Source organism: Romboutsia sp. 1001216sp1 (genome assembly GCF_039841805.1).
In the GTDB taxonomy this organism is placed as follows: Bacteria; Bacillota; Clostridia; order Peptostreptococcales; family Peptostreptococcaceae; genus Romboutsia_C; species Romboutsia_C hominis.
Genome location: NZ_JBDPHA010000001.1, coordinates 563,948 through 590,157 on the forward strand (window position 1 = coordinate 563,948; position 26,210 = coordinate 590,157).

General features: G+C 28.3%; 27 protein-coding genes and 2 tRNA genes. 4 read left to right on the top strand and 25 right to left on the bottom strand.

Annotated features, from left to right (window positions below; all coding sequences use genetic code 11):
* Positions 1-6: 6 nt before the first annotated feature.
* From mreC to polA, 19 genes are all read right to left on the bottom strand, one after another.
* Positions 7-903, bottom strand: coding sequence for a rod shape-determining protein MreC (gene mreC, locus ABHC41_RS02880; RefSeq protein ID WP_240276287.1), 897 nt, complete (start codon positions 901-903; stop codon positions 7-9).
* Between the two features lie 10 nt (positions 904-913).
* Positions 914-1,990 (bottom strand): rod shape-determining protein, encoded by a 1,077-nt coding sequence (locus ABHC41_RS02885; RefSeq protein WP_092927265.1) that lies wholly within the window; start codon positions 1,988-1,990, stop codon positions 914-916.
* 29 nt (positions 1,991-2,019) lie between these two features.
* Positions 2,020-2,679: a DNA repair protein RadC gene (gene radC, locus ABHC41_RS02890; protein ID WP_141664395.1), complete on the bottom strand. Its 660-nt coding sequence runs from the start codon at positions 2,677-2,679 to the stop codon at positions 2,020-2,022.
* A gap of 44 nt (positions 2,680-2,723) precedes the next feature.
* The gene (locus ABHC41_RS02895; protein ID WP_166504897.1) at positions 2,724-3,308 is read right to left on the bottom strand and encodes a Maf family protein; all 585 of its coding nucleotides are present in this window, start codon (positions 3,306-3,308) and stop codon (positions 2,724-2,726) included.
* Between the two features lie 197 nt (positions 3,309-3,505).
* Positions 3,506-4,477, bottom strand: a complete 972-nt coding sequence (locus ABHC41_RS02900) for an RnfABCDGE type electron transport complex subunit B (protein ID WP_166504896.1) — start codon at positions 4,475-4,477, stop codon at positions 3,506-3,508.
* Positions 4,478-4,492: 15 nt separating this feature from the next.
* Positions 4,493-5,068 (bottom strand): electron transport complex subunit RsxA, encoded by a 576-nt coding sequence (gene rsxA, locus ABHC41_RS02905; RefSeq protein WP_092927272.1) that lies wholly within the window; start codon positions 5,066-5,068, stop codon positions 4,493-4,495.
* A 13-nt stretch (positions 5,069-5,081) separates the two neighbouring features.
* Entirely contained in the window at positions 5,082-5,675 is a 594-nt protein-coding gene (locus ABHC41_RS02910; RefSeq protein WP_092927274.1) for an electron transport complex subunit E, read from the bottom strand.
* A 10-nt stretch (positions 5,676-5,685) separates the two neighbouring features.
* A complete protein-coding gene (locus tag ABHC41_RS02915) occupies positions 5,686-6,264 on the bottom strand; it encodes an RnfABCDGE type electron transport complex subunit G (RefSeq protein ID WP_092927276.1) in 579 nt (192 codons plus the stop codon).
* On the bottom strand, positions 6,264-7,244 hold the full coding sequence (locus tag ABHC41_RS02920; RefSeq protein WP_271892039.1) for an RnfABCDGE type electron transport complex subunit D: 981 nt from the start codon (positions 7,242-7,244) through the stop codon (positions 6,264-6,266). The genes ABHC41_RS02915 and ABHC41_RS02920 overlap by 1 nt, the downstream gene beginning before the upstream one ends.
* A gap of 21 nt (positions 7,245-7,265) precedes the next feature.
* On the bottom strand, positions 7,266-8,603 hold the full coding sequence (gene rsxC / locus ABHC41_RS02925; protein ID WP_092927280.1) for an electron transport complex subunit RsxC: 1,338 nt from the start codon (positions 8,601-8,603) through the stop codon (positions 7,266-7,268).
* Between the two features lie 129 nt (positions 8,604-8,732).
* Positions 8,733-9,665, bottom strand: a complete 933-nt coding sequence (locus ABHC41_RS02930) for a hypothetical protein (RefSeq protein WP_195236814.1) — start codon at positions 9,663-9,665, stop codon at positions 8,733-8,735.
* Between the two features lie 105 nt (positions 9,666-9,770).
* Positions 9,771-10,535, bottom strand: coding sequence for an endonuclease/exonuclease/phosphatase family protein (locus ABHC41_RS02935; protein WP_240276147.1), 765 nt, complete (start codon positions 10,533-10,535; stop codon positions 9,771-9,773).
* A gap of 79 nt (positions 10,536-10,614) precedes the next feature.
* The gene (locus ABHC41_RS02940; RefSeq protein ID WP_195236813.1) at positions 10,615-11,217 is read right to left on the bottom strand and encodes a hypothetical protein; all 603 of its coding nucleotides are present in this window, start codon (positions 11,215-11,217) and stop codon (positions 10,615-10,617) included.
* Between the two features lie 340 nt (positions 11,218-11,557).
* Positions 11,558-11,770, bottom strand: coding sequence for a heavy metal-associated domain-containing protein (locus ABHC41_RS02945; protein WP_092927286.1), 213 nt, complete (start codon positions 11,768-11,770; stop codon positions 11,558-11,560).
* A gap of 146 nt (positions 11,771-11,916) precedes the next feature.
* A tRNA-Leu gene (locus tag ABHC41_RS02950) sits at positions 11,917-12,003 on the bottom strand.
* Positions 12,004-12,066: 63 nt separating this feature from the next.
* Positions 12,067-13,647: an ABC transporter substrate-binding protein gene (locus ABHC41_RS02955; RefSeq protein ID WP_195236812.1), complete on the bottom strand. Its 1,581-nt coding sequence runs from the start codon at positions 13,645-13,647 to the stop codon at positions 12,067-12,069.
* Positions 13,647-14,207, bottom strand: a complete 561-nt coding sequence (locus ABHC41_RS02960) for a lytic transglycosylase domain-containing protein (protein ID WP_195236811.1) — start codon at positions 14,205-14,207, stop codon at positions 13,647-13,649. The genes ABHC41_RS02955 and ABHC41_RS02960 overlap by 1 nt, the downstream gene beginning before the upstream one ends.
* Positions 14,200-14,802, bottom strand: coding sequence for a dephospho-CoA kinase (gene coaE, locus ABHC41_RS02965; RefSeq protein WP_195236810.1), 603 nt, complete (start codon positions 14,800-14,802; stop codon positions 14,200-14,202). Before coaE ends, ABHC41_RS02960 begins: the two co-directional genes overlap by 8 nt.
* A gap of 8 nt (positions 14,803-14,810) precedes the next feature.
* Entirely contained in the window at positions 14,811-17,459 is a 2,649-nt protein-coding gene (gene polA, locus ABHC41_RS02970; protein WP_166504892.1) for a DNA polymerase I, read from the bottom strand.
* A gap of 152 nt (positions 17,460-17,611) precedes the next feature.
* On the opposite strand from polA, the gene ABHC41_RS02975 reads away from it, so the two are divergent.
* A tRNA-Leu gene (locus ABHC41_RS02975) sits at positions 17,612-17,697 on the top strand.
* Positions 17,698-17,742: 45 nt separating this feature from the next.
* Here the strand turns inward: ABHC41_RS02975 and ABHC41_RS02980 are convergent.
* The 3 genes from ABHC41_RS02980 to ABHC41_RS02990 form a co-directional block, all read right to left on the bottom strand.
* Positions 17,743-18,621 (bottom strand): metallophosphoesterase, encoded by an 879-nt coding sequence (locus ABHC41_RS02980; RefSeq protein WP_195236808.1) that lies wholly within the window; start codon positions 18,619-18,621, stop codon positions 17,743-17,745.
* Positions 18,622-18,685: 64 nt separating this feature from the next.
* On the bottom strand, positions 18,686-18,868 hold the full coding sequence (locus tag ABHC41_RS02985; protein WP_271892040.1) for a hypothetical protein: 183 nt from the start codon (positions 18,866-18,868) through the stop codon (positions 18,686-18,688).
* A gap of 53 nt (positions 18,869-18,921) precedes the next feature.
* Positions 18,922-19,629 (bottom strand): hypothetical protein, encoded by a 708-nt coding sequence (locus tag ABHC41_RS02990; protein WP_195236807.1) that lies wholly within the window; start codon positions 19,627-19,629, stop codon positions 18,922-18,924.
* A gap of 199 nt (positions 19,630-19,828) precedes the next feature.
* Between ABHC41_RS02990 and ABHC41_RS02995 the strand changes: the two genes are divergently transcribed.
* Positions 19,829-20,734 carry a selenium metabolism-associated LysR family transcriptional regulator gene (locus ABHC41_RS02995; protein ID WP_195236806.1) on the top strand — a complete coding sequence of 302 codons (906 nt, stop codon included), beginning with the start codon at positions 19,829-19,831 and terminating at the stop codon, positions 20,732-20,734.
* 51 nt (positions 20,735-20,785) lie between these two features.
* On the opposite strand, the gene ABHC41_RS03000 is transcribed toward ABHC41_RS02995, so the two are convergent.
* Genes ABHC41_RS03000 through ABHC41_RS03010 form a run of 3 tightly spaced genes read right to left on the bottom strand, consistent with a single transcriptional unit; the run spans position 20,786 to position 23,918 of the window.
* Positions 20,786-22,180 carry an aminopeptidase gene (locus ABHC41_RS03000; RefSeq protein WP_092927304.1) on the bottom strand — a complete coding sequence of 465 codons (1,395 nt, stop codon included), beginning with the start codon at positions 22,178-22,180 and terminating at the stop codon, positions 20,786-20,788.
* 39 nt (positions 22,181-22,219) lie between these two features.
* A complete protein-coding gene (locus ABHC41_RS03005) occupies positions 22,220-22,438 on the bottom strand; it encodes a DUF896 domain-containing protein (protein WP_092927306.1) in 219 nt (72 codons plus the stop codon).
* A gap of 58 nt (positions 22,439-22,496) precedes the next feature.
* Positions 22,497-23,918 (bottom strand): PLP-dependent aminotransferase family protein, encoded by a 1,422-nt coding sequence (locus ABHC41_RS03010; protein ID WP_092927308.1) that lies wholly within the window; start codon positions 23,916-23,918, stop codon positions 22,497-22,499.
* Positions 23,919-24,026: 108 nt separating this feature from the next.
* On the opposite strand from ABHC41_RS03010, the gene ABHC41_RS03015 reads away from it, so the two are divergent.
* Together ABHC41_RS03015 and ABHC41_RS03020 are read left to right on the top strand one after the other, a co-directional pair.
* Entirely contained in the window at positions 24,027-24,821 is a 795-nt protein-coding gene (locus tag ABHC41_RS03015) for a histidinol-phosphatase HisJ family protein (protein WP_092927310.1), read from the top strand.
* 50 nt (positions 24,822-24,871) lie between these two features.
* Positions 24,872-26,209 (top strand): polysaccharide biosynthesis protein, encoded by a 1,338-nt coding sequence (locus ABHC41_RS03020; protein WP_195236805.1) that lies wholly within the window; start codon positions 24,872-24,874, stop codon positions 26,207-26,209.
* Position 26,210: the final 1 nt, after the last annotated feature.

The following is a 26,210-nucleotide window of genomic DNA, read 5'->3' on the forward strand; positions in this document are numbered from 1 at the left end:
TCTCCTTTATCTTATATTTCTAGGTTCAATGATTTTAACATCATCTATATTTTTAAAATCAGCATAAGGTTTAACAACTACAGATTTCATAGATTTATTCTTGTCATCTATAACTTTATCAACTTCACCTATAGGTATACCTTCTGGATATAACCCAAGCCCTGATGTTACAATTACATCTCCTGGGATTACATCATAATTACTATCAAACATATATCCATATAAATATCCTTTATTTTTGTAGTTTTCCTTATTATCTAAAGTAGAGTTTTGAGTTAATACGCCTTTAAATTTAGAGTCTTTTAATAGTCTAAAACTTACTGATGATTTACTATCAAGTAATGAAACTGCTTTGCTATAGTTTTTAGAAACTTCATATACCATACCAACTAAACCATTACCATTTACTACTAAACTATCTTTTTTAACTCCATCTGCACTACCAGCGCTTAGTACAAAACTTTCGTACCAATTGCCATCATTTTTTGAGACAACACTAGCTGCTACAGACTTAGCTTCGTACTTTTCGTCTATAAAGTTTAATGATTTTTTTAAACTTTCTAGTGATTCTACTTCATCTAGTTTTTTATTCAATTCAGCTATTTCTAATTTTAACTCATTCTTTTCTTTTTCTAGCTTATCTATTTTATTAGCATTTTTCTTATAATTAATTAGATCACCAAGGCCATCACCTAGGAATTTAAAACCTTTATTAAATGTCGATTCTACAGCAGATACAGCATCTAAAATAGGTCCAGGACCTATTGGATTTCTACCTGAAAATTTACCTATTGATATTCCTATAATTCCAATTAAAGTGATAGCAACAGTTCCTGTTGCTATCACTTTAACGTTGATCTTTTTCTTCCCTTTTTTATTGTTATCAAATCTCAAAGATATCACCAACTTTTAATTACTTTCTTGCATTCATCATTAATACTTTTTCAAATATTTCTTGGTCTTCTACTGATTTACCAGTACCTAAAGCAACACAATCTAGTGGGCTTTCTGCTATTGTAACAGGCATGCCTGTTTCTTGTTTAACTAACTTATCAAGACCTCTAAGTAATGCTCCCCCTCCAGTTAACATTATTCCATTTTCCATTATGTCTGATGCTAATTCTGGTGGTGTCTTTTCTAAAGTTGATTTTATCGCATCTACTATTGAGTTTATAGGCTCTTTTAAAGCATCTCTAACTTCTGCTGATCCTATTTCTATTGTTTTAGGAAGACCTGATATTAAGTCTCTACCTCTTATTTGCATATTAGTTTCTTGATCACCTTTAAATGTTGATCCTATGCTTATTTTAACATCTTCAGCTGTTCTTTCCCCTATAGCTAAGTTATATTCTTTTTTAACATATGCTACTATAGACTCATCAAACTCGTCCCCACCAATTCTTATTGACTTAGCAGTAACTATACCTCCTAAAGATATAACAGCTATTTCAGTAGTACCTCCACCGATATCTACAACCATATTTCCTTCTGGCTCTTCAACTCTAAGACCAGCTCCTATAGCAGCTGCCATAGGTTCTTCTATTAAGTATGCATCCCTTGCTCCTGCTTGTCTTGCAGCTTCTTCTATAGCTCTTTTTTCTACTTCTGTAACGCCATAAGGTACACATATTGCTATTCTAGGACTTACTACACCCTTTTTAGCTGCTGCTTTTTGTATAAAGTAACTAAGCATTGCTGATGTAACATCAAAATCAGCTATAACCCCATCTTTCATAGGTCTTATAGCTACTATATTACCTGGTGTTCTACCTATCATCTTTTTAGCTTCTTCTCCAACTGCTAAAACTTCCTTGCTATCATCTCTTATAGCAACAACAGATGGTTCTCTTACTACTATACCTTGTCCTTTTATATAAACTAAAGTATTTGCTGTACCTAAATCTATACCCATATCCTTTGTCATCTTTTTAAATCCAAACATCGACATTAACCCTTTTTTCTCTTTTTTTTCTTTTTTTTCCTTAGACATACTTAATTCTCCTTCCTTACTATATCCAATTAGATTATCATACTCTCTTTAAAGCTAAAATATAATCCGTCACCTATGATTATATGATCTATTACTTCTATTCCTATTAGTTCTCCGCACTTAATAAGTCTTGATGTAATGTTTTTATCTTCATTTGATGGCTCGACAGAACCAGATGGATGATTGTGCATTAGAATTATCTTATTTGTACTTCGTTTTATAGCCTCTCTAAATACATCTCTTGGATGTACTAAAGAAGAATTTAAAGTACCTTTTGATACTTCTACATCTGATATTATTTCATTTTTCGTATTTAAAAGAACCACCTTAAAAACCTCTTGCTTTTCATATCTTAAAATATCCATATAATACTTGTATATATCCCAAGGGTTTTTTACCTTATATCGACTAGGCTTAAAACTAGCGATTCTAGACCCTAGTTCTAGCGCTGCCTTTATTTGCGTTGCTTTAGATAGTCCTACTCCATCTATTTCACATAACTCTTCTATGGTCATATCCTTTAGGTATCTTATACCTTGAGTGTCTTTATTTATGATATAATTAGCTAATTCAATAGCATTTTTTGATTTAGTGCCTGTTCGGATAATAATTGCTAACAACTCTGAATTAGATAAGCATTTTTCTCCTTTAACAAGCATCTTTTCTCTAGGTCTTTCTTCTAATGTCATATTCTTTAAAGTCATTTTAACATCAAAAGAGTCCTTCAGTTATATCATCCTCCATAAAAAAAGTTTATATCAAAGTGCATTTTGACTAAATCACTTAACTTTGATATAGGTAATCCAACTATATTGAAGTAATCACCTTGTATCTCCTCAATTAGTAATGATCCATACCCTTGAATTCCATATGCTCCAGCTTTATCTAATGACTCACCAGTATTAATATAATCATTTATATCATCTTCTGATAAGTCCTTAAATTTAACTTTACTAACTACATAATCGATTATTTTTTTATTTGCACTTAAATTAATTAAACTAATACCTGTTATTACTTCATGAGTATTTCCAGATAATAACTTAATAGTATTTCTAGCATCTTCTTTGTCCTTTGGTTTCCCTAATATTGTGTTATTAAACACAACAATTGTATCTGCTCCTATAACCAAAGACTCCTGATTAGATTTTGCTACATCCATACTTTTCTCAAATGCAAGTCTCATTACCACTTGAGGTGGTAACTCATCCTCTAATATAACCTCATCTATATCACTTTTAACTATATCAAATTTTACGTTGATATTTTCTAGAATTTCTTTCCTTCTAGGAGATGCTGATGCTAAGATTATATTCATTTTATCACCTCATTTGGTACTTAGAATTGTACTTATTTAGTCTATCATTATATTGTAAAAAATTCAACACAAATGTCGAACGATTTTTGTAACATAATTGTTATATTTCAATGAGTAGATTTTATTTATTTATAAATTTATTATAATTCCATAAAAAATAAAGGTATGGAAAAAACCATACCTTTATCTTATCCATATTATATAGTTTTAATAGCCTTTTTAGGACATTTTTCTAAGCATAAATGACATCCAACGCATTTTTCCTTATCAACTTTATGCTTACCTTTTAATTCACCTTCTATGGCGTCAAACTTGCATTGCTTTTTACAAATAGTACAACCTATACATAAGCTTTCTTCTATCATAACTTTTTTTCTATTTTCTAAGCTACCTTGTATAACTTTGGTTGGACATTTTTCAACACATACCATACACCCTACACATTTATCATAGTTTACTTTAGCAATTTTATTTTCAAATTCTATTGCATCAAATTTACATGCCTTAGCACAAATTCCACATCCTATACATCCAGCACTACATTTTTCCTTAACTTCTTTTCCAAAATCTTTACTGTTACATTCAACTACAATTTCTTGTTTTGCTGGCTTTTTCGATATTATTCCCTTTGGACAAACTTCAATACATTTTCCACACATTACACATTTTTCTTCATCTATTACTGCTAATCCATCTATTATAGATATAGCACCAAATTTACAATAATCTTTACATGTTCCAAGACCTAAACATCCATATTTGCATAATTTAGCTCCAGAGTTCAATGTAGCTGCTGATCTGCAGTCATAAATACCTTCATATGTATATTTATCTTTTGCTACATCACATCTTCCTTTACATATAACCTTTGCTACTTCTTTCTCACCTTCTTGAGATGATATTCCCATTATTTCTCCTATTTTTAAAGAACAATCAGAACCTCCAACAGGACATCCATTTACAGGGGCATTTCCTTCTACTATTGCATTTGCTAATCCCCCACATCCTGGAAATCCACATCCTCCACAATTAGCTCCTGGAAGTATACTTAATATTTTTTCAACTCTTTCATCTACCTCAACATAAAACTTTTTAGAAGCATATGCAAGTATTGCTCCAAATATAAGTCCCATACCTCCTAAAACAAAAATCGAATTAAGTATAGACATATTATCCCCCCTATTTTATAACTTTATTAATCCAGCAAATCCTAAAAAAGCAATAGACATTAAACTTGCTGATATAAGTGTTATAGGGAACCCTTTAAAACTTTCTGGTATATCTGCTAGTTCTAATCTCTCTCTTATTCCCGCAAATAATACTATAGCTAATGTAAATCCTATACCTGCACCAAATCCGTTAACTATAGTTTCAATTAAGTTATACCCCTCATTTACATTCACTAAAGCTATACCTAAAACTGCACAGTTAGTTGTTATTAATGGTAAAAATACACCTAACGCTTGATATAAGGCTGGACTCATTTTTTGTATTACCATCTCAACAAATTGAACTATAGATGCTATGACTAGTATAAACGCTATAGTTTGTAAAAATTCATTATTAGTTATAACCAATAGTTCTTGTATAAAGTATGTTATTATTGATGCTAATGTTAAAACAAAAGTAACTGCTGCTCCCATACCTAATGCAGTATCAACTTTTTTAGAAACTCCTAAGAATGGACATATACCTAAAAACTGACTTGTTATAACGTTATTAACAAGAACTACACTTAAAAATATAAGTACTAAATTCATTTAATCCACCCCCCTACGCTTTTTTACTTCTTATTTTATTAAATCCTGCTAAAAGAAAACCTAATGTTAAAAAGGCTCCAGGAGGAAGTATAAATAGCAATATAGGTTCAAATGAAGCTCCAAATATACTCATTCCAAATATACTTCCATTTCCAAGTATTTCTCTTATAGTTCCTAAAACTGTTAATGCTAAACTAAACCCAAGTCCCATACCTAATCCATCTACAGCTGATTCAACAGAACCATTTTTAGATGCAAAACTTTCTGCACGTGCTAATATTAAACAGTTTACAACTATTAAAGGTATAAAAAGCCCTAGTGCTTTATCAAGTGAAGGCACATATGCCTTTAAAAGCATACCAACTATTGTAACAAACGTTGCTATTACTACTATAAATGCTGGTATTCTTATTTTATCTGGCACTATCTTTCTAATTAATGAAACAACTATATTTGAACAAATCAAAACTGCTGTTGTAGATAATCCCATACCTAATCCGTTTATAGCTGATGTTGTAACAGCTAATGTTGGACACATACCTATTACTTGGACAAAGGCTGGGTTTTCATCTATTAAACCATTTTTGAATATTTTACCTAATCTCATATTCTTCCCCCTATTTATTCAAGCTTTCATTAAATACTTTTATTGCTGCATTAACTCCCCTAGTTACAGCTTCAGATGTTATTGTAGCCCCTGAAATCGCAGCTATTTGATTATCACTTGTTGCACTACCTTTTACTACACTAAGTTCTTTGGCTTCTTTTTCACTAAATTGCCCTTTAAAATTAGGTTCATTTGCTTTCGTTCCAAGCCCTGGAGTTTCAGCCATATTTCCAATATTTACTCCTGTTATTTTTCCATCTTTTGATATCCCTACTATAACTTCCATAACCCCACCATATCCGCTAGGTAAAGTTTTTATAGTATATCCAACAACATCACTTCCACTAATACCTTCATATACTTCTGATACTATCCCCTCTTCTAATCCATCGATATTTTCTATTACCTTTTTATCTAATTGCTTAAATTCTGTTGCGTCTTCAAGCACTAATTGTCTTAATTCATTGTTTGCTTGTATATTTCTATCTTCAATAATTGGCGCTGTTATTTGATTTATAAACCCAAGTGCTAAAGCTGCTACTGCACATATTGTAAATAATATGGCTCCTAGCCTTAATATATTTTTCATTATTTAGCCACCTCCCCAAATACTCTACCTTTCATGTATTTGTCTATAAGTGGAGTAGCTACATTGGCTAATAATATAGAATATGAAACTCCTTCTGGGTATCCACCATACATTCTTATAACTATAGTTATAACTCCTGCTAAAATAGCATAAACAATTTGACCTGCTTTGGACATAGGTGATGTTGTGTAATCTGTAAGCATAAAAAATGCACCTAACATAAGTCCACCTGCCGCTAATTGATATATAGCAAAGTTTATGTCAAATCCTCCTAGTATAAATGCTAATATAAAAACTGTTCCTATGTAAAATACTGGAATTATGTAATTTATTATTCCCTTATAGATTAGATAAAGCCCACCTAGTACTATGAATATAGATGATGTTTCCCCTATACATCCTCCTATATTACCTATTACCATATCTGTTAGGCTAATTCCATTTGATGTTAATCCTGATATGCCTATTGCTCCACTTTTTAGAAAACTTAATGGAGTCGCTGTTGTATATGCATCTATATTTCCCGAACTTACCCAGTTAACTCCAGGTATTGTCCAAGCTGTCATAGCTACTGGAAATGATGCAAGTAAAAATGCTCTTGCACCTAATGCTGGGTTTAAAAAGTTATTTCCTATTCCACCAAAAACCATTTTAACCACTATTATAGCAAACGCTGAGCCTAATATGCACATCCACCATGGAAGAGATGCTGGCACATTAAATGCTAATAATATTCCTGTAACTACTGCTGAAAAATCTCCTATAGTAACATCTTGTTTAGTTAATTTTTGATATAAAAATTCACATCCTACTGCTCCTACTGTACAGAAGAAAATTACATTTAATGCACTTAATCTGTAAAGAAACACTGCTGATGCCATAGCAGGTAGTAAAGCTATTATTACTTGTTTCATTATGTAAGACGTATCTTGGTTACTTCTCACATGCGGAGAAGACGATACAATCAATTTATTATTCATTTAAATTCCCCCTAGCCCCAATTATTTTTTAGCTGATTCTTTTCTTCTATTTGAAATAATTTCCCTTTTTGCATTTCTTACTGATTGAAGTAGCGGTCTTCTTGCTGGACAAACAAATGAACAAGATCCACACTCTATACAATCTAAAGCTCTATAACTTTCTGCACTTTCAAAATCATTTTTTAAAGAATAAGCACTTATATATAACGGTTGTAAAAATGCTGGACATACTGTTAGACATTTACCACATCTTAGGCAGTTTTGTGGTTTTGGTGTTTTAGACTCTTCATCGTCTAAACATAATATACCTGATGTTCCCTTATTTGTAGGTATGTCTATTGTATACTGCGCTAGTCCCATCATTGGACCACCCATTATTACCTTCCCAACTATCTTATCTTCTTTAAAGCCTCCACATTGGTCTATTATCTCTGATACTAGTGTTCCAACTTTTGTAACTAAATTTTTTGGTTCATTTATACAACTACCTGTAACAGTAGTAATTCTTTCTATTAATGGCATTCCTGTTTTTATAGTTTTAGCAATTTGTGCTGCTGTTCCCACATTATTTACTACTGCCCCTGCATCCATAGGTAGCCCACCGGATGGAACTTCCCTTTTAGTACATGCATATATAAGTTGCTTTTCTGCCCCTTGTGGATACTTAACTTCTAGACCTACAACTTCAATATCATCATATTTTTGAGCTTCTTTTTCTATTGCAGAAATTGCATCAGGTTTATTTACTTCAATTCCTATATATCCCTTTGATACATTTAAAGATTTCATAAGTACTTTTAATCCATAAACTACATCTTCTGGATTTTCAAGCATTAGCCTATGATCTGCTGTTAGATATGGTTCACACTCAGCTCCATTTAATATAACAGTATCAATTTTCTTATCTGGTGGTGGTGATAGCTTTACATGAGTTGGAAAAGTAGCTCCTCCCATACCAACTATTCCAGCCTCCTTTATTATTGATACAATTTCTTCTTTACTTAAATCTTCTAAATTCCCTTTAGGTTTTATGCTTTCGTGTATTTGTTCCTTAAAATCGTTTTCTATAACAATACATGTGCCTCTTCCACCAGCTAATTCATGTTCTTTTATAGCTATTACTTTACCAGATACAGAAGAATGTACGTTACAAGAAACAAATCCTTGTTGCTCACCTATTTTTTGACCAACTTTTACTAAATCCCCAACCTTAACTATCTCTTTAGCAGGTGCACCAATATGCTGTTGAAGTGGTATATAAACTACCTTTGGTGACTTAGCTATTTCAATAGCTTTTTTCTCTGAGTACTCTTTTTTATATGGAGGATGTATTCCTCCTTTGAAAGTTAAGAGTTTCATTCCTTTACCCCCTTACTTATGTATTTAAACATTCCTATCCCTTAGTATAAGTATACTATATCTCATATTAAAACTTAACTATTGTTAAAACTTTATCAACTTAAAAAGACTGTTAATAAAACAGTCCTTTTAAGCCTTACTTATTGATGTTATAAATGTAAAATATCCCTGCATTGATGATAAATACAAGCTTTTTGCCATACTATATTCTCCTTTGTCTATAGATGCAATAGACATATCTATTTTTTCCTCTAAACCTTCTACATACTTAATTAGGTTATCTTTAAATAAATCAGCTGGTTTATAATCAATTTTATCGGCCTCTTTTTTCATATTAGCCACTATATTTTTTCTATCTATTAATATTTTTTTATATTCTTTTACATCAATATTTTCATTACTTTTATCCCAAAATTCTGATTCTAACTTAAAATTAGATACCAATTCATTTAAAAAATTTGATAATTCACCTAAATATGAGTACTTACTTGTATACTTCATAGATAATACTGGTACTTTAAGTTCTGATATAAATGCATCATCAAAAACTTTTTTAACACTATCTATATTATTTTTTAATGAATCTTTGCTAAATGATGAATACGTCTGTACTTTTTTTGTTCCATCAACTTCTATAACAGAAAAAGGTAAATTATTTTCATTCAATTTAGCTTCTATTTTATTCATTTCATTTTCATTATCTATTGATGCCACTTGAATAGTATATAAACTCCAAGAATCTGCTATAGCTACTTTAACATCTCCTTCTACTTTTTCACTAGCTTCTTTTACAACTTTTTTTTCAACTTCTTCTTTGTTATTTTCTTCAGAAACTTCTTTTATTCCAAAGTCTTCAAATCCTTTAAACTTGTCCTCTTTAATATTTATACTTTTAAGAGATGCAATCTTTTCATCCATAACTTTTACAATATCACTATTTTTTAATTTAATAGCTCCAAATGTTCCTATTGATATAACAGGAATCATAATTAAAATTAATCTTAACGTTTTTTTCTTTCGTCTTTTATTAAAACCTCTATATATAGTTTTTCTTTTATTCATTAGTTTGTCCCCCCTAAAACTATTATTACTAATATATATTTTAGGGTTGTACAGATTATGATTAATTTTTGGCTTTAATATAGAAAATAACTATTTTGTATTAATTTATATCCTTATCTTAGCTATTATAGGGTAATGATCTGACATACTCTTTATTAACACATTATAGTCTAATATTTCAATATTATTAGATACAAATATATAATCTATTCTATCAAGACCCGTTGCAAAGGTTAATATGTTTGACTTTTCTAATTCTATAGCTACATCTCTTAAAATATTTTTATCGACACCTATATTGCCTTGATTAAAATCACCAACAACTATATATGGTTCATTATTTAATGTATTTATAAATTCTATAAGTTCATTGAGCTGCCTCTCTCTTTCTTCATTCCCAAGCCCAAGATGTACGTTTATAATATTTAACTTACTTCCTTTTACATTTACTACTGTATGAAGCATCCCCCGTTGTTCTCTTTTGCTACTTAAATATATATGATTCTCATATTTTATAGGATATTTAGAGTATGTAACCAACCCATAATTAGATCCAAGTTTTGTTACGTTTGCACCAAAATGAGAATACATTTTTAACTCTTCTTTAAAACTACTTACTTGAAATCCAGCCTTAGCAGATTCATTTACTTCTTGAAGACAAATAATATCTGCGTTACATACTCTTAAAAAATCTATAATATCAAATAATGTAGGAAACATATTTTTATCTAGCCCACTATGTATATTGTAACTAACTACTTTTAATTCTTTTTTAGGTGGAAGATAAACTATTTCTATAACTACACTTATAGCTATACATATAAATACACATACAAGACTTATTATCTTTCTGATTTTTATACATATCAACTCCTATCATAGTTTTATTTTATATTATATGCCTTTTTATAAAATTAAAGACGTCTCAAAGACGTCTTTAATTTTATATTTATTTTTTATTTAACTTTTCTTTCATAATATAATTTATAACCTTTCTTCTTATATCCTCCGCATTATCTTCATCATCAACACTTATTTCTAGCAATTTAGCTATAGACTTCATATCATTTCTAGCTTTTGATTTATAACTTTCAATTAAGTCTTCTTTTATTCTCTCAGGCTCTAAAATATATTCTCTATCTCCTCTTTGGTATGAAAAATATCTTTTGGAATACTCACTTCTATTTGAATAAATATGGCTAGCTATTCTTCTTAATATACTATTGTAAGAGTTTTTTGTTGTGGCATTTATACCTAAGTATCTAGCAAACTTAATTAATTCTTTTTTGGATTTAAACAAATCTTCTGATTTTATAGACTTTACAATTAAGGATATATTTTTCTCATTAGATCCATTTTTCAATATATTTAAATATACATTGTTACAAGACATATCACTCGATGCTTTTTTTATATTTTCATTTATTATTTTATCTATATTTCCTTCAAGGTATTTTTTTATACCTCTCTGAGATGCATTTCCTTCTAAATCTTTTTGAGTCATTTCAAGTACAATTTTTTTTAAATCATCTCTATATCCTCTTTCATCCACGACACTCCCCCCTTAATTATTTATATTATATTCAAAAGTTTTTTTAATTGTGAATTTTGCTATTGGATTTCTAATTATATGAATTATTTTTTATATTGCTTATGTATATATTATTGATATAAGGACATAATATTAATGTAAAATCAAACATACTCAATCTCCCCCATTTAGACTTCTATTATTTCCCCCAATAGAAGTCTTTTTTTATTTCAAAAATCTTATATAAAAAATTCACTTCGCCCATGTGGCAAATAACTTTGTCCATTGCTCAAAATATTATTTTTTACATTATATACAAAAAAATATGCACAACTGTAAGTTAACAGTTGTGCATATTTTTTTATTCAATTCCAACTAATTCATAACCTATATCTTCTATAACAGATTTTAATTCATCTTTACTTACTGAATCATCCATTTCTACTATAGCATATTTACCTTCTAGATTAACTTCTATTACATTTACACCTTGTATATCTTCACTTAATGCTGTTTTTAAATGATTAACACAATGTCCACAGCTCATTCCATCTATAAGTAATTTTTTTCTCATAGTAATTACCTCCTTTTATACCCTATAAGGGTATTTTATCATACTTTTTATAACTTGTGTCTATATTTTTCTCAAAAAAATTAATAATATTTAATTCCAATATAAATCCTTGTATAAAAAAAGTAGACATAATGTCTACTTTCTAATGGTGCGGAAAGCGGGACTTGAACCCGCACGAGCATAAGCTCGCTACCCCCTCAAGATAGTGCGTCTGCCTATTCCGCCATTTCCGCATATCCTTTATATTATAAAGGATATGACTTTTGCTTTTTTAAGTCAATTATTTTTTTATTAATTTACTTATTTTTTATAGTTAAATTTGTTATACCCTCATAAACGTCAAAATCATTTGGTTGTATTTTACCTTCTATTCTACTATTTGTAACCATATAATCATTTCTTATAACTAAACTTATCATAGGCACATTGTTATTTACATATTTTTGTATAGAATCATATATGTCTTTAACTTGGCTTTCGCTAGTTGCTCTTGTTAAAGAAGCCATATAGTCATTAAGTTTTTCATCTTTATAATCTAAACTTTTTATTATAGGAGTTGCATCAGGTATAAATGATAGTTCCCATCCAACTAGTGCTAAGTCATATTTTTTCCCAGAAATAGCTTTTTCAAGATCTTCACCTTCTAGTTCATCCACCTCAGATTTTATTCCTATAGCTTTTAGATTTTCTGAAATAATATGTGCAGACTTTACCCTATCTGTATTATTCTTATTTACAACTATTTTTAAGTTTATCTGTGAATTACTCTTTGTATTACTTTTGTTTTCTTTTTGATCTTTTGAGTTACTCTTATCACCATCAAACTTAACTTTACTTAAATATTCTTTAGCTTTTTCTTTATTATAATTAATAGATTTTATATCTTTGTTGTAATATTTTGAACTTGTATTAAGTGGGAAATTAACAATATTAGCATCCCCCATATAAGCCTCTTCTAATATTTTTTTCTTATCTATTGAATATGCTATAGCTTTTCTTAAGTTAGAGTCTAATAATATTGGATTATCGTAATTAAAGATTATATTCTCATAATCTCGTCCTTCATATTTAGTAATATTAAATTCAGTTTCATGAAATTTACTTAAATCATTTAAAGATACCTTGGCTATATCACTATCTAACGCCATAACCATAGCAACTTGTGCCTCTTGATCTGGAACTATACCTACTCTTATATCTTTGGCTGTACTTGGTATTTCTTTATAATAATCTTCATTTTTAGTTAAGAACATTCCGTCTCGTTCTTCATATTTTTCTATTTTGTAAGGTCCATTTCCTATTAAATTATTCTTATTATTAGTTATATCTTTTTTAGATAAAGAAGATAAATTATTTTTAGATAATATAGGGAATATAAGTGTCTCTATAGAAAATGAATAATTTTCATTTAAGTTTATATTGAATTCTTTATCATTTATTATATGCACTGATTTTATATTTTTCACTAATTCACTATAAGGATTTTCTTCACTTTTTTTTATAAAATCTACTGTAAACTTAACATCACTAGATGTAACTGGGCTTTTATCATGCCATTTTGCATCTTTTAGTTTTATATTTATTTCCTTACCACCATTTTCAATTGAGTACTCTTTTACTAGTTGCGGTACTACATTGTAATTTTCGTCTATTGTAAATAAGCTATCATATATTAGATTCATTACATACCCAACAGACTTGTCTTTGTTTAATATAGGATTTATAGTCTCGGGCTTTACCATAGTTAAATTTATATAATCTGAGTTTATATCACCCTTACCACTTTCTTTTTTATCTTCAGTTTCAATTTTAGAACTACATCCTACTACAATCATTGCTATAACTAGGATTATAGATAAAACCTTAGTTTTTTTCATTAGTTTTTTCCTTCCTTGCCATATATACTATTATAGTTTTTATAATTATTTTTGACTTTATCTAAATAGTTAGATGTTTCTGTAAATGGTATATTGTGAAGCATTTTACCATCCTTGCTATACTCATTATTTCCAAGCCATTTATTAACGTTACCTGAACCACCATTGTATGCTGCTACAACTAAATCCAAGTTTCCAAATTCTTTATATAGCTTACTTAAATACCAACATCCTATTTTTATGTTAGTTTCAGGATCAAATATATCTATATTATTTTCTAGATTAAGCTCATCTATAGCCCAATTTCTAGTTATATCACTTATTTGCATTAATCCTTTCGCTCCCTTATTAGATATGGCATCCTTTTTAAATTTGCTTTCAGCCTTCATAATACTATAGACTAAATTTTCTTCTATATTAAATTCTTTTGAGTATCTTTCTACATAATCTGAATACTTTTTAGGATATAAGATTTTATGTATTGTTTTAGTTTCTATTAAAAAACCAGTTAATATAATCAATGAGATAGATAATATTATAAGTATCTTTTTATTATTCACACCAATTCTCCTTTATATATTCAATGAGTTGGTTAGCTTTTATCTCTAATTCTTCAAATGAATAGGAATTATCTATTGTATAGTCTGCATATTTGATTTTTTCTTCTTGACTCATTTGAGACATTATGCGACTTAAAGCTTCATCTTTTGTACAATTATCCCTTTTTTGTATTCTTTCTATCTGTATATCTTGATTACATGTTACAACTAGTAATTTATCTACTACATCTAAATATCCACCTTCAATTAATAATGCTCCATCAATTAAAATAATATCGTTATGTTTTAACCTATATTCTTCAATTTTACTAATTATCTTCTCATAAATTTTAGGATGGGTTAAATTATTTAATTCTATAAGTTTTTCTTCATTGTTGAAAACTATATTACCAAGTGCCTTTCTATCTAAAGTCCCATCTTCTCTTTTTATATCCATTCCAAATTTATCGAATACTTCTTCAAGAAGCAAATTATCTTCAAATATATTCCTTGAAATTATATCTGCATCTATTACTTCTATGTTTTTACTCTTAAATATGTTAGATAGGCTACTTTTTCCACAGCCTATATTCCCTGTAAGTCCTAATATTAGCATATACTCACCTACTTTGTTTCATACCAAGAATTACCTATATTTAAATCTACATCTAAATGCACATCCATGTTAACTGCATTTTCCATTTCATCTTTAACTATTTTTTTAACTTCTTCTACTTCATCATCATAAGCTTCTACTATAAGTTCATCGTGTACTTGAAGTATTAATTTTGACTTTAATTGTCTTTCTTCTAACTTCTTGTAAACATTTACCATAGCTATTTTTATTATATCAGCTGCACTACCTTGTATAGGCGCGTTCATTGCAGCTCTTTTACCTGCATTTCTTAGCATAAAGTTACTTGATTTAAGTTCTGGAATATATCTTCTTCTATTTTGTATAGTAGTTATATATCCATTTTCTGTTGCATTTTCTACTACCTTATCCATAAAATCTTTTATTTTACTATATTTATTAAAGTAGTTTTCTATATATTCTTTAGCTTGCTTTACAGGTATATGTAAATCCTCTGATAGTCCAAAATCACTTTTTCCATAAACTATGCCAAAGTTTACAGCTTTTGCATCACTTCTTTGCTTACTTGTAACTTCATCCATATTAACATTAAACACTTGTGATGCTGTTTTTGTATGTATATCTTCATTGTTTTTAAATGCTTCTATCATAGTTTCATCTTGACTCATGTGAGCTAATACTCTTAATTCTACTTGAGAATAATCCGCATCAACTAAGCTACAACTTTCATCTGATATAAATACCTTTCTTATGTTTCTTCCCATTTCAAGTTTAACAGGTATATTTTGAAGATTTGGCTCTGTTGATGAAATTCTTCCTGTTGTAGTTATAGTTTGATTAAATGATGAATGTATCCTACCATCTAATGGATTTATTATAGCTAATAAGCCTTCAACATAAGTTGAATTTAACTTAACAATTTGTCTATACTCTGTTATTTTATCTATTATTGGACTTTTATCCCTTAGCTTCTCTAATACTTCTGCATTTGTTGAATACCCTGTTTTAGTTTTCTTGATTATAGGTAATTCTAGCTTTTCAAATAATATAACACCTAATTGTTTTGGTGAATTTATATTAAATTCTTCTCCAGCTATATCATATATTTCTTGTTCTAATTTTTTAATTATAGTTTTAAATTCTATACCTAATTCATGTAATTTTTCTTTATCAACCTTTATTCCTTGATATTCCATCTCACCTAAAACTTCTACTAAAGGCATTTCAACATGATAAAGTAATCCATCCATTTCACTTTCTTTTATGCTTTTTTCCATTATAGGATATACTTCATATACTGTATTTATAACTTTTCCTATATAATCACATAGCTCTTCTAATTCTAAATCCTCATATTTTTTTGCTTTTACACCCTTACCTAGCAACTCTTCTTTTGACTTAACTTTTTTAGTAAGATATTTCATAGCTATTGCACTACATTCATAAGATGTAGATGATGCTGAATCTATTAAATACTCTGCTATTGTTATATCAAAGTGCATGTTCTCTAATTTTATATTATAAGGTCTTAAAGCTATATAATCCTCTTTTAAATTATATCCAAATTTCTTTACTTCCTTACTTACAAGTACTTCTTCTAGCTTATTTATCTCTTCTTCATTTATATAATATATATTAGTTCCATCTACACTTATAAAAATATGTATAATATTTTTTTCTAATATGTTCCCTTGTCTACTTACAGTATCTATGTATAGCTTTCCTTCTTTTTTAATATCATTTATAAATGCGTCTATATTTTCTAATTTTTTTATATTTAAATTAGACTCAATTTCCTCTGTTTCATTTCCTCCATCTATACTAGATAGTCTAGATAATAAACTTGTAAAACCTAAATTCCTAAATGATTCTATTACCTTATCTTTATCATAATCTCCATATTCTAAATCATCTAGATTTATCTCTATAGGCACATCTCTTATTATAGTAGCTAACCTCTTACTCATTATGGCAAGTTCTTTATTTTCTTCTATTTTCTTTTTCACACTACCTTTTAGGTTTTCTACATTTTCTATTATATTTTCTATGCTAGAATATTCTTTAATAAGTTTTATCCCTGTTTTTTCACCTATACCTGGTACGCCTGGTATATTATCCGATTTATCCCCCATAAGACCTTTTAAGTCTATAAATTGAGTTGGAGTCATTTCATATTTTTCCATTACAGAATCAAAATTATACTCTTCAACTTCTCCTACACCTTTTTTAGTTATTAAAGTTGTAGTCTTATCTGATGCTAACTGTATAGCATCTTTATCTCCTGTAACTATGTATACATTGTATCCATTTTCTTCACCTAGCCTTGATACTGTTCCTATTATATCATCAGCTTCATAACCATCTATTTCTAATCTATTTATATTAAATTTGTCCAATAAATCTTTTAATGGTTCAAATTGTTCTCTTAATTCGTCTGGCATTTTCTTTCTTCCAGCTTTATATTCATCAAACTCTAAATGTCTAAATGTAGGAGCCTTTCTATCAAATGCAACACTCATGTGAGTAGGCTTATATGTATCTATTATCTTAAATAACATTGTTGTAAATCCATATATAGCATTTGTTCTTAGCCCTTCCTTATTAGTCATTTCTGGTAATGCATAAAATGCTCTATTTATTATAGAGTTCCCATCTATTATAATTAATCTCTTATTCAAATTTATCACTCCTAGTTTTTGTCTATCTAGTATAATAGTTATTATATACCACTCTTATACTATTTATATTACCATAATATTAAAAGTATATTAACCATAAATATGTTGCAAACGTTTCATTAAGTTGCTACAATATTTATATACTAATACTTGCCGAATTGGTGGAATGGCAGACACGACAGACTCAAAATCTGTTGATAGTATTATCGTGTGGGTTCGAGTCCCACATTCGGCACCATTTAAGTTCTAACTATAACAGTTAGAACTTTTTTATTTATAAGTACTATTTTTTTGACTTTAAGTTTATTTGTACTATTTCAGGCTTACAATTTATTCTTATTACTACCTTAGAACCGCCTAATCCTTTACTTAAAATCATCTTAGATCCATTAAGATTGTATTCACCTAAATCGTATTTTGGGAAAAACTCTCTATTTGGTGAAAGCACCCCTCCTATTTTAGGTATCCTTACTATTCCTCCATGAACATGTCCTGAAAGTACCAAATCTGCTCCCCAATTAGAATAATTTTCAAAAAAGAATGGATTATGAGCAAGTAATATATTGTAGCTATTTTTATCTATTTTACCTAAACTTTCATCCATGAAATTTTTATCTAAAGCTTTATTTTTATTTCTATAGTTACTGAAAAAATATGGATAATATTCTAGCGGTACTACTACCCCATATAAATTTATATAACTACTTCCTTTATTAACTTTTATCTTATCATTATTTAGATCTATTATGTCTTTATCTTTAAGTAATCTAAAATATTCTTTATATTCTTTTTTATATTTCTTATTAAGAGATTTCTGCTCGTGATTTCCAACTACATGGACTACTTTATATTTACAAGATATATAATCAATTAAGTCTAAAGCCACTTTAAAATTATCTTTTTCTCCATCTACTAAATCTCCAGTAATTACTATTATATCTGGATTTATTTTGTCTATCTCTTCTATAAGTTTTATATTACTTTTTCCAAATGTTTTATTATGTAAATCACTAATTTGTAATATTTTATAATTATCAAATTCTTTAGGTATCTTTTCATCTTCTATATTATATTCTATTTTTTCTAATGTAGTTGCTTCTCTTTTTAAAAATTTATATGTAATACCAACTGCTATGCCTGTTATTAATATTTCACTTATCATTGATTTACCTTCCTTGTCTAAATTTAAAAGAGCGACTAATTACAAATTAATCGCTCCTTTAAGCTTAATCCTTTTTCTTTACTTTGCTATAAAGTTTTGATGTCTTAGTCCTATCGCTTCCACTATCTTTTGCTCCTATATGAAGACCATCTTTTATCCCTAGTTCTGATCCATGCTCTGAAAGCATGTTTCTCCTTTCAGATTTAGTCTTAGGTCTATCTTTTAATCTATTTTTATTGTTATTCATTATTACTTCCTCCTAAATACTTAGTATTTAGGATTAATTTAACCAAAAAAAACTTATTTATTATCTAAATATTGCTTTAATATATTAACAAGTTTTTCTTGATTAATGATTTTTATATCCTCTATCTTATTTTCTTTGCTAAAAATTACTAGTAATTTAATCTCTCCGCTACTTTCAACTTCATACAAATCTATATTTCTATTACCTGCCTTGCTATATGCTTCTAAACTTGGGGATTTATCACCAAAGTATTCATATACTAACCTTGTATCCTTTCCTATGAAATTGTTAATATCTATTTTTTCTACACTGCTTAATGATATAGGTAATGCATCATTATATCTATCTACAATTATATCAGCACCATCATTAATATATTTTTCATTTAAATCTTCCTTAGATATCTCATAGGTTTGTACTTCTACAACATGATCATCTCTTAAATTTATATATAAAGCACTCTTATCTAACTTATTGCCTTCAGTATATTTTGGATATATAAGCCTTTTATCTCTTATTTCCCTTGGATTATCCGAGTCTATATAATAAGTTGTACAATATGGTTTCCCCATATTTTCTATAACATATTCATAGTCTTTATTCATTATCTCATTAACATTATTTTGAACCTTCGTCATCATCCTATGTTTCATTTCTTCATTAGGTAGGCTTTCATTTGTATTAATATTCTCGCTCTTACTACATCCCGTTACAAATGCACTAATGATAATGATGCTATATAATAATTTCCGTAGCTTCATAAATTAGTCCTCCTTTTGTTTATTAACACTTATTTTTTCCGATTTTATTTTACACATAATTATTCTAGTCTATCATTTATATGATTATATACTATTTATATAATAATAATAATACTTTTATGTATTTTGTAATGATTTTGTAACAGGTCATTTTTATACTATGCTATAATACTTATAAACAATATAAGGAGGTTTTGTCTTGGATTTTAAGCAATTGGAAGTGTTTGTTGCAGTTTGTAAGTATGAAAGTTTTTCTAAAGCTGCGAAGGAATTATTTTTAACTCAACCAACAGTTAGCTCTCATATTAATAACCTCGAAAAAGAACTCGGTACTGTTCTTATAAATAGAAATAATAAGAATTTAACTTTAACAAAATCAGGAGAAATACTTTACAATCATGCCATATTAATATTAAATAATTGTAAAAAAGCAGTTTATGATATAAAAGAGTATTCCGAAAAAATAGAGGGTATTATAGATATAGCTTGCAGTTCTATCCCTGAATCTTATATTATTCCTAATTTTTTAAATAATTTTTCTAACCAATTTAAAGATGTTAAGTTTAATATTAGTCACTATGACTCTAAGTCTGCAATTTCAGAAATCTTAAATGAAAGAATAAGTTTCGGACTTGTTGGTTCAAAGTCTAACAACCCACAAATTGAGTACATAGATTTAATGGATGATGAGTTAGTCCTTATAACTCCTTTAGACGTTGTCCTTCCTAATTCTAATGGATTTATAGATATTGATTTATTATATTCTCTTAAGTTTATTATGAGAAAAGAAGGTTCTGGAACTAAAGATTTAATTATAAATAAGCTAAAATCTAATAATTTTGATACGGACAAACTAGATGTAATAGCCCATCTTGAATCTAATGAATCTATAAAAAAACTTGTACAATCTGGTCTTGGAGTTTCTTTTGTATCATATATATCTTGCATTGATGAATTAGAATCTAAAAAACTAAACATCTATAGAGTAAAAAATATAGAATTTAAAAGAAAGTTTTATTTTATTTATTCTAGAAAAAAAGTTTTTTCACCTTTAGAAAATAAATTTTTAACAGGACTATATAAATATTTCAATATAAAAAGATAGACCAAAATAAAAGGTCTATCTTTTTTAATAGTCAATTACTTCTAATATTACTTAAAGATTTATGTTAAAGAATGCTTTATATCCTTTATACATCTCATATATATCAACTTTAGAAACTATTTCATATGGAGCATGCATATTTAACACACCTACTCCACAATCTATAACCTCAGCACCATAGTTTGCTAATATATAGGCAATAGTTCCACCACCACCTTGGTCTACTTTTCCAAGTTCAGCAGTTTGCCATACAACTTCGCCTTGGTTGAATATTCTTCTTACTTCTGCCATAAACTCTGCATTAGCATCATTGCATCCGCTTTTTCCTCTTACACCTGTATATTTGCTTAAAACTATACCATGTCCCATGTATGCAGAATTTCTCTTATCATACACCTCTGGGAAATTAGGATCATATCCTGCAGATACATCAGCCGATAATACCTTAGTATTTGCCATAGCTCTTCTTACTCTTAAGTTACAATAGTTTCCTTCTAAAGCTATAAGCTCTGCTACTGTATTTTCAAAGAATTTAGAGTGCATACCAGTATTTCCTTGAGACCCTACTTCTTCCTTATCTACACATAATGCTACTGCACAGTATTCAGGTTCAGTAGTTTCTATTAAGGCTTTGACAGCACCGTATGAACAAACTCTATCATCATGCCCATAAGCTAATACCATAGATTTATCAAATCCTAAGTGACGAGCACGACCAGAAGGTACTATTTCTATTTCAGCACTTAAGAAGTCTTCTTCTACCATATTGTATTTTTCATTTAATATCTTTAATACATTTTGTGCTACAGTTTCTTTTTCTTCGCCTTCAAGCGGCATATGACCAACTAGTAGGTTAAGTCCTTCTCCAGTTATACCTTCAGAAAGTTTCTTTTGCATTTGATCTCCTGAAAGATGTACTAGTAAGTCAGTTATACAAAATACTGGATCTTCTTCATCTTCACCTATACATATATCAATTTTTTTACCATCATTTAGGATAACTACTCCATATATTGAAAGTGGTATTGCTGTCCATTGATATTTTTTTATTCCTCCATAGTAATGAGTTTTAAAAAGTCCTAGATTAGCTTCTTGATATAGAGGGTTTGGTTTTAAGTCAATCCTTGGAGCATCTATATGACCACCTACTACTTTCATACCTTCTTCTAAAGATTTTTTACCCATAACAAACATAGCTACTGATTTATCTTTATTGACTGCATATATTTTGTCTCCTGGATTTACCTTTCCTTTTTGTATAGCTTCCTCTAGTGATATGTATCCATTTTCTTTTGCCATATTTACTATTTCTCTAGCAGAGGTTCTTTCTGTTTTTCCTTTGTCTAAAAATTGCATGTAATCTTTAGAATAAGACATTACATCTTCTATATTATTTTTACTTCTTTCAATATCCCATGCATTTTTAGCTTCATACTTTAAATTCATATTGCCCCTCCTTAAGTAATTATTAAATTTATATTATATTTAGTTTTGACTATTTTGGTTATTTTTCATATGCTCGTCGTATTCTTCTTTTGATACTACCTTTATATTATCTAATCTAGATCTAAAGTGCGCTCTAAAATGTTCTAGATATTCTTTTCTTAATCCTTCTCTTTCTATAGTTTCTTCTTTTGTTAATCCTTCTGCTTTATTCTTTTTAGCTAATTCATTTATTCTGTCTAGTTTCTTTTGATCAAACATTATTTCATTCTACTTAAAATAAATTTATTTTAAGTATTCTCCTTTCTATTTTCTTGTCTTAATAAAAAAATTTATTATTTTTTATTGTTATATTATCTTTATATTTATAAAGAAATTCGTCTAAGTTATCACTTATTATAGATATTCCCTTTTCTATATCTTGTATACTTGCCCTAGCTATATTTATCCTAAAAAACCTATCATCTACTATATTATCAAAAAAGTAAGTTCCTGGAAGAACAGATACTCCTTTATCTAATAAAAATTCTGTTAAGTCATGTGATAAATAGCCTCTTGGTAGTTCTATAAAAAAGTTAATACCTCCACTTCCATTTCTTATCTTTAGTCTATCGCTTAATTTATTATATATCAACTCTTTTGCCAAATTATATTTTTGTGTATATTGACTTTCCACACCTTTAAGATATTCATCCCAATTAAAGTTTTCCATATAATAATACATTGATTTTTGAATCAAACCTGGCGTTGATATATCAGATGAGTACTTAGCCCAAAGTACCTTTTTTAGTAATTCACTTGGAATTTCAACTATACCTATTCTAAGTCCAGGCATAAATATTTTAGAAAAACTTTTTATGTATATAACCCTATTTTTATCATCATAACTCTTTAATGGTTTATTATCAAGAGAATTAAATTTAAAATCACTTATAAAATCATCTTCTACTATATAAAAATCATATTTTTCAGCTAGTTCTATTAGTTTTTTCTTTTTATATGTAGAATATGATATGCCTGTTGGATTTTGAAAATTTGGCATAGTATATATTATTTTAGGCTTTATCTTTTCAAGTTTAAGTTTTAATACTCCTATATCGATTCCATCATCTAACATTGGTATTGATATTATCTTTGCTCCTCTACTCTTAAATACTTCTATAGCTCCATTATAAGTTGGCTCTTCAACATATACTACATCTGAGTAATTTATAAGACCTTTGCAAACAATGTCTATACCTTGCTGAGCTCCTGATATTATTTGTAGATTATCCTTAGTTGTATTTATATCTTTATTATGTAGATATTGTGCTATTTTTTCTCTTAATGGTTCATATCCTAAACCTTCATCATATTCGAATATAGTACTTCCTTCATTAGTCAAGGCCATATTTATAGCCTCTTTAAAATCATCTATTGGAAATATTTCTGTAGAAGGATTTCCTGTATCAAAACTTATTATACCTTCTTTTCTTTGTATAGTACTTGAACTTTCTTGATTTATAGATGTAGCGAAAGTTCCACTTCCCATACTTTTATTGACATATCCTTCTTTTTCTAATAATTCATATGCCTTTACTATTGTCGTATTATTAACCCCTATTAACTTTGCTAACGTTCTTATTGGCGGTAGCTTTTCATATTCCTTTATTTTATTTTCACATATAAGTCTCTTTACATGATTATATATTTGTAAATATTTAGGACTATCTTTGATTAAATCTAAGTTATATTTTTCCATACTATCCCCACTTGCTTCTTTGATATTATCACTTGATGGTTATTACTATATTTGATAAGATTTATTATGTATATAATACCAAAATTTTATCAAAAAGGGGAAGTTTTTATGTTTTATGATTACCATATGCACTCAAGTTTCTCAAATGATAGTAAGACCGATATGGAAGATATGATTAAAAAATCAATAGACTTGGGTCTTAAAGAAATATGCTTTACAGATCATGTTGATTATGACCTTGCAAATGATTTTGATTGGGGTATTGATTATGATAAATACTTTGAAAAATTAGATTTCTTTAAATCTAAATATGCTAATCAAATATCTATAAAAAAAGGTATAGAACTTGGTCTTCAAAAGCAAATAATAACTAAGTGCAGTAATGATGCTAATAAATATCCTTTTGACTTTATAATATGTTCTTTACATGCTATAGATAGAATTGACTTATATTTTGGCGAGTTTTTTAAAGATAAAACTCAACATCAAGCTTATGAAGCTTATTTTAAAGAACTATATAATATTGTTAAAAACTACAAAGACTATTCTGTATTAGGACACCTAGATCTAGTTAAAAGATATGGAGATTATAAAAATATTTTAGATGATAGCTTATTTTCAGATATAATAGAAGCTATATTAAAACAAGTTATACAAGATGGAAAAGGAATTGAGATAAATACATCTTGTTATAGATATAATCTTCCTGACTTAACACCTTCAAGAAGTATAATAAATATGTATAAAGACTTAGGTGGTGAAATAATAACTACAGGATCTGATTCTCACCATCCATCTCAAATAGCATATCAATTTGATTATATTTACTCTTATCTAAAAGAAGTAGGATTTAATCATGTATGTAAATTTACCAATATGAAACCTGAATTTGTAAATATATAATTATTTTTTCACCTCCTTATGAATATATTTAAACATAAGGGGGTGATTTATTGAGAATACCCAATCTTATTTTTTCTACAGCCGTGTTGTTTATTTCCAACTTAATAGTTAGGGTAATTGGTTTTTTATATAAAATATTTTTATCAAGGTCAATTGGTGAAATTGGTCTTGGAATATACCATATATTATTTAATTTCTTAATGATTTGCTTAGCTTTAACTACTACAGGTATACCTACTACTTTGAGTTGTTTAGTTGCTAATAAAAAGGCTCTTAATGATAAACACAATAGCAATGTATTGTTTATATCTACACTTTATGTAGCATTTTTTATATCACTTGTGATTTCTCTTATAATAGCTTTTAATGCCCGTTTTTTGTCATTAAAACTATTAAAAGATGCTAATTTAAGTTTATTAATTTTATCTATCTGTCCAGCAATAGTCCTTATAACAGTATCAAATATATTAAGAGGATACTACTATGGTTTGAAGGAAGTCGTAGTTCCTGCTATAGGGCAAGTTCTAGAGCAATTAAGTAGAATATTTTTCGTAGCTTTAACTATTTTATTTATAAATAATAAATCTTTTAATTGTTATATTGCACTTTTAGGTATTTCTATTGGAGAGGCCATAAATATATTATATATATCAATTTGCTTATATAAAAACTCAAATTTATATAATACCTATACTATAAAAATAAATGATTTTTACAATGCTTCTATAGAAACTATTAAAATGTCTATTCCTATAACTTGCAATCGTATGTCAAATATATTACTTCATTCTTTAAGCTCTATAATTGTTCCTTCTAGGCTAGTCTTATCAGGCATTAGCTATAGTCAAGCATTAAGCATGTATGGTGTTATAAATGGGATGGTTATGCCTTTTATATACTTACCATTTACCTTAGGTTCTGCATTAATTGTAAACTTGATACCTAGCATATCTCAAGAGATGTCGCTTGGTAGATACAAAAGTGTAAAAGAAAAAATTAATTTTGCTATGCTTTTAACACTAGGTGTAGGAATATTTTCATCAGTATTTTTTTATATATTTGGTGAAAAATTATGCCTTTTAGTATATGATAATGAACTCGCAGGTACTTACTTAAAATCAATGTGGTTAATACCTCTATTTATGTCTTTAAATCAGACATTATCAGGCATACTTCATTCTATAAGGAAAGAGGTAATTTCAAGTTTAATTACTATTTTTAGTATGTGTATTCAGCTATTTGGAGTATATTTACTTACTCCTCTACCTAATCTAAATATTTATGCATATATCTATACAACAACTTTAATGTCATTTTTCACATGTATATTACATATTTTTGTTGTTATCAAAACTTTAAAAAACTTTTCTAAAAATATTAAATCTTAGG

What these genes read in the sequence shown, in the direction of transcription:
- ABHC41_RS02885 (WP_092927265.1), bottom strand. Translation starts at nt 1,990, where the DNA reads ATGTCTAAGGAAAAAAAAGAAAAAAAAGAGAAAAAAGGGTTAATGTCG.
- radC (WP_141664395.1), bottom strand. Translation starts at nt 2,679, where the DNA reads ATGACATTAGAAGAAAGACCTAGAGAAAAGATGCTTGTTAAAGGAGAA.
- ABHC41_RS02895 (WP_166504897.1), bottom strand. Translation starts at nt 3,308, where the DNA reads ATGAATATAATCTTAGCATCAGCATCTCCTAGAAGGAAAGAAATTCTA.
- ABHC41_RS02900 (WP_166504896.1), bottom strand. Translation starts at nt 4,477, where the DNA reads ATGTCTATACTTAATTCGATTTTTGTTTTAGGAGGTATGGGACTTATA.
- rsxA (WP_092927272.1), bottom strand. Translation starts at nt 5,068, where the DNA reads ATGAATTTAGTACTTATATTTTTAAGTGTAGTTCTTGTTAATAACGTT.
- ABHC41_RS02910 (WP_092927274.1), bottom strand. Translation starts at nt 5,675, where the DNA reads ATGAGATTAGGTAAAATATTCAAAAATGGTTTAATAGATGAAAACCCA.
- ABHC41_RS02915 (WP_092927276.1), bottom strand. Translation starts at nt 6,264, where the DNA reads ATGAAAAATATATTAAGGCTAGGAGCCATATTATTTACAATATGTGCA.
- ABHC41_RS02920 (WP_271892039.1), bottom strand. Translation starts at nt 7,244, where the DNA reads ATGAATAATAAATTGATTGTATCGTCTTCTCCGCATGTGAGAAGTAAC.
- rsxC (WP_092927280.1), bottom strand. Translation starts at nt 8,603, where the DNA reads ATGAAACTCTTAACTTTCAAAGGAGGAATACATCCTCCATATAAAAAA.
- ABHC41_RS02930 (WP_195236814.1), bottom strand. Translation starts at nt 9,665, where the DNA reads ATGAATAAAAGAAAAACTATATATAGAGGTTTTAATAAAAGACGAAAG.
- ABHC41_RS02945 (WP_092927286.1), bottom strand. Translation starts at nt 11,770, where the DNA reads ATGAGAAAAAAATTACTTATAGATGGAATGAGCTGTGGACATTGTGTT.
- ABHC41_RS02955 (WP_195236812.1), bottom strand. Translation starts at nt 13,647, where the DNA reads ATGAAAAAAACTAAGGTTTTATCTATAATCCTAGTTATAGCAATGATT.
- coaE (WP_195236810.1), bottom strand. Translation starts at nt 14,802, where the DNA reads ATGCTAATATTAGGACTTACAGGGAATATAGGCTGTGGAAAAAGTAGC.
- ABHC41_RS02980 (WP_195236808.1), bottom strand. Translation starts at nt 18,621, where the DNA reads ATGATAAGTGAAATATTAATAACAGGCATAGCAGTTGGTATTACATAT.
- ABHC41_RS02985 (WP_271892040.1), bottom strand. Translation starts at nt 18,868, where the DNA reads ATGAATAACAATAAAAATAGATTAAAAGATAGACCTAAGACTAAATCT.
- ABHC41_RS02990 (WP_195236807.1), bottom strand. Translation starts at nt 19,629, where the DNA reads ATGAAGCTACGGAAATTATTATATAGCATCATTATCATTAGTGCATTT.
- ABHC41_RS03000 (WP_092927304.1), bottom strand. Translation starts at nt 22,180, where the DNA reads ATGAATTTAAAGTATGAAGCTAAAAATGCATGGGATATTGAAAGAAGT.
- ABHC41_RS03005 (WP_092927306.1), bottom strand. Translation starts at nt 22,438, where the DNA reads ATGTTTGATCAAAAGAAACTAGACAGAATAAATGAATTAGCTAAAAAG.
- ABHC41_RS03010 (WP_092927308.1), bottom strand. Translation starts at nt 23,918, where the DNA reads ATGGAAAAATATAACTTAGATTTAATCAAAGATAGTCCTAAATATTTA.
- ABHC41_RS03015 (WP_092927310.1), top strand. Translation starts at nt 24,027, where the DNA reads ATGTTTTATGATTACCATATGCACTCAAGTTTCTCAAATGATAGTAAG.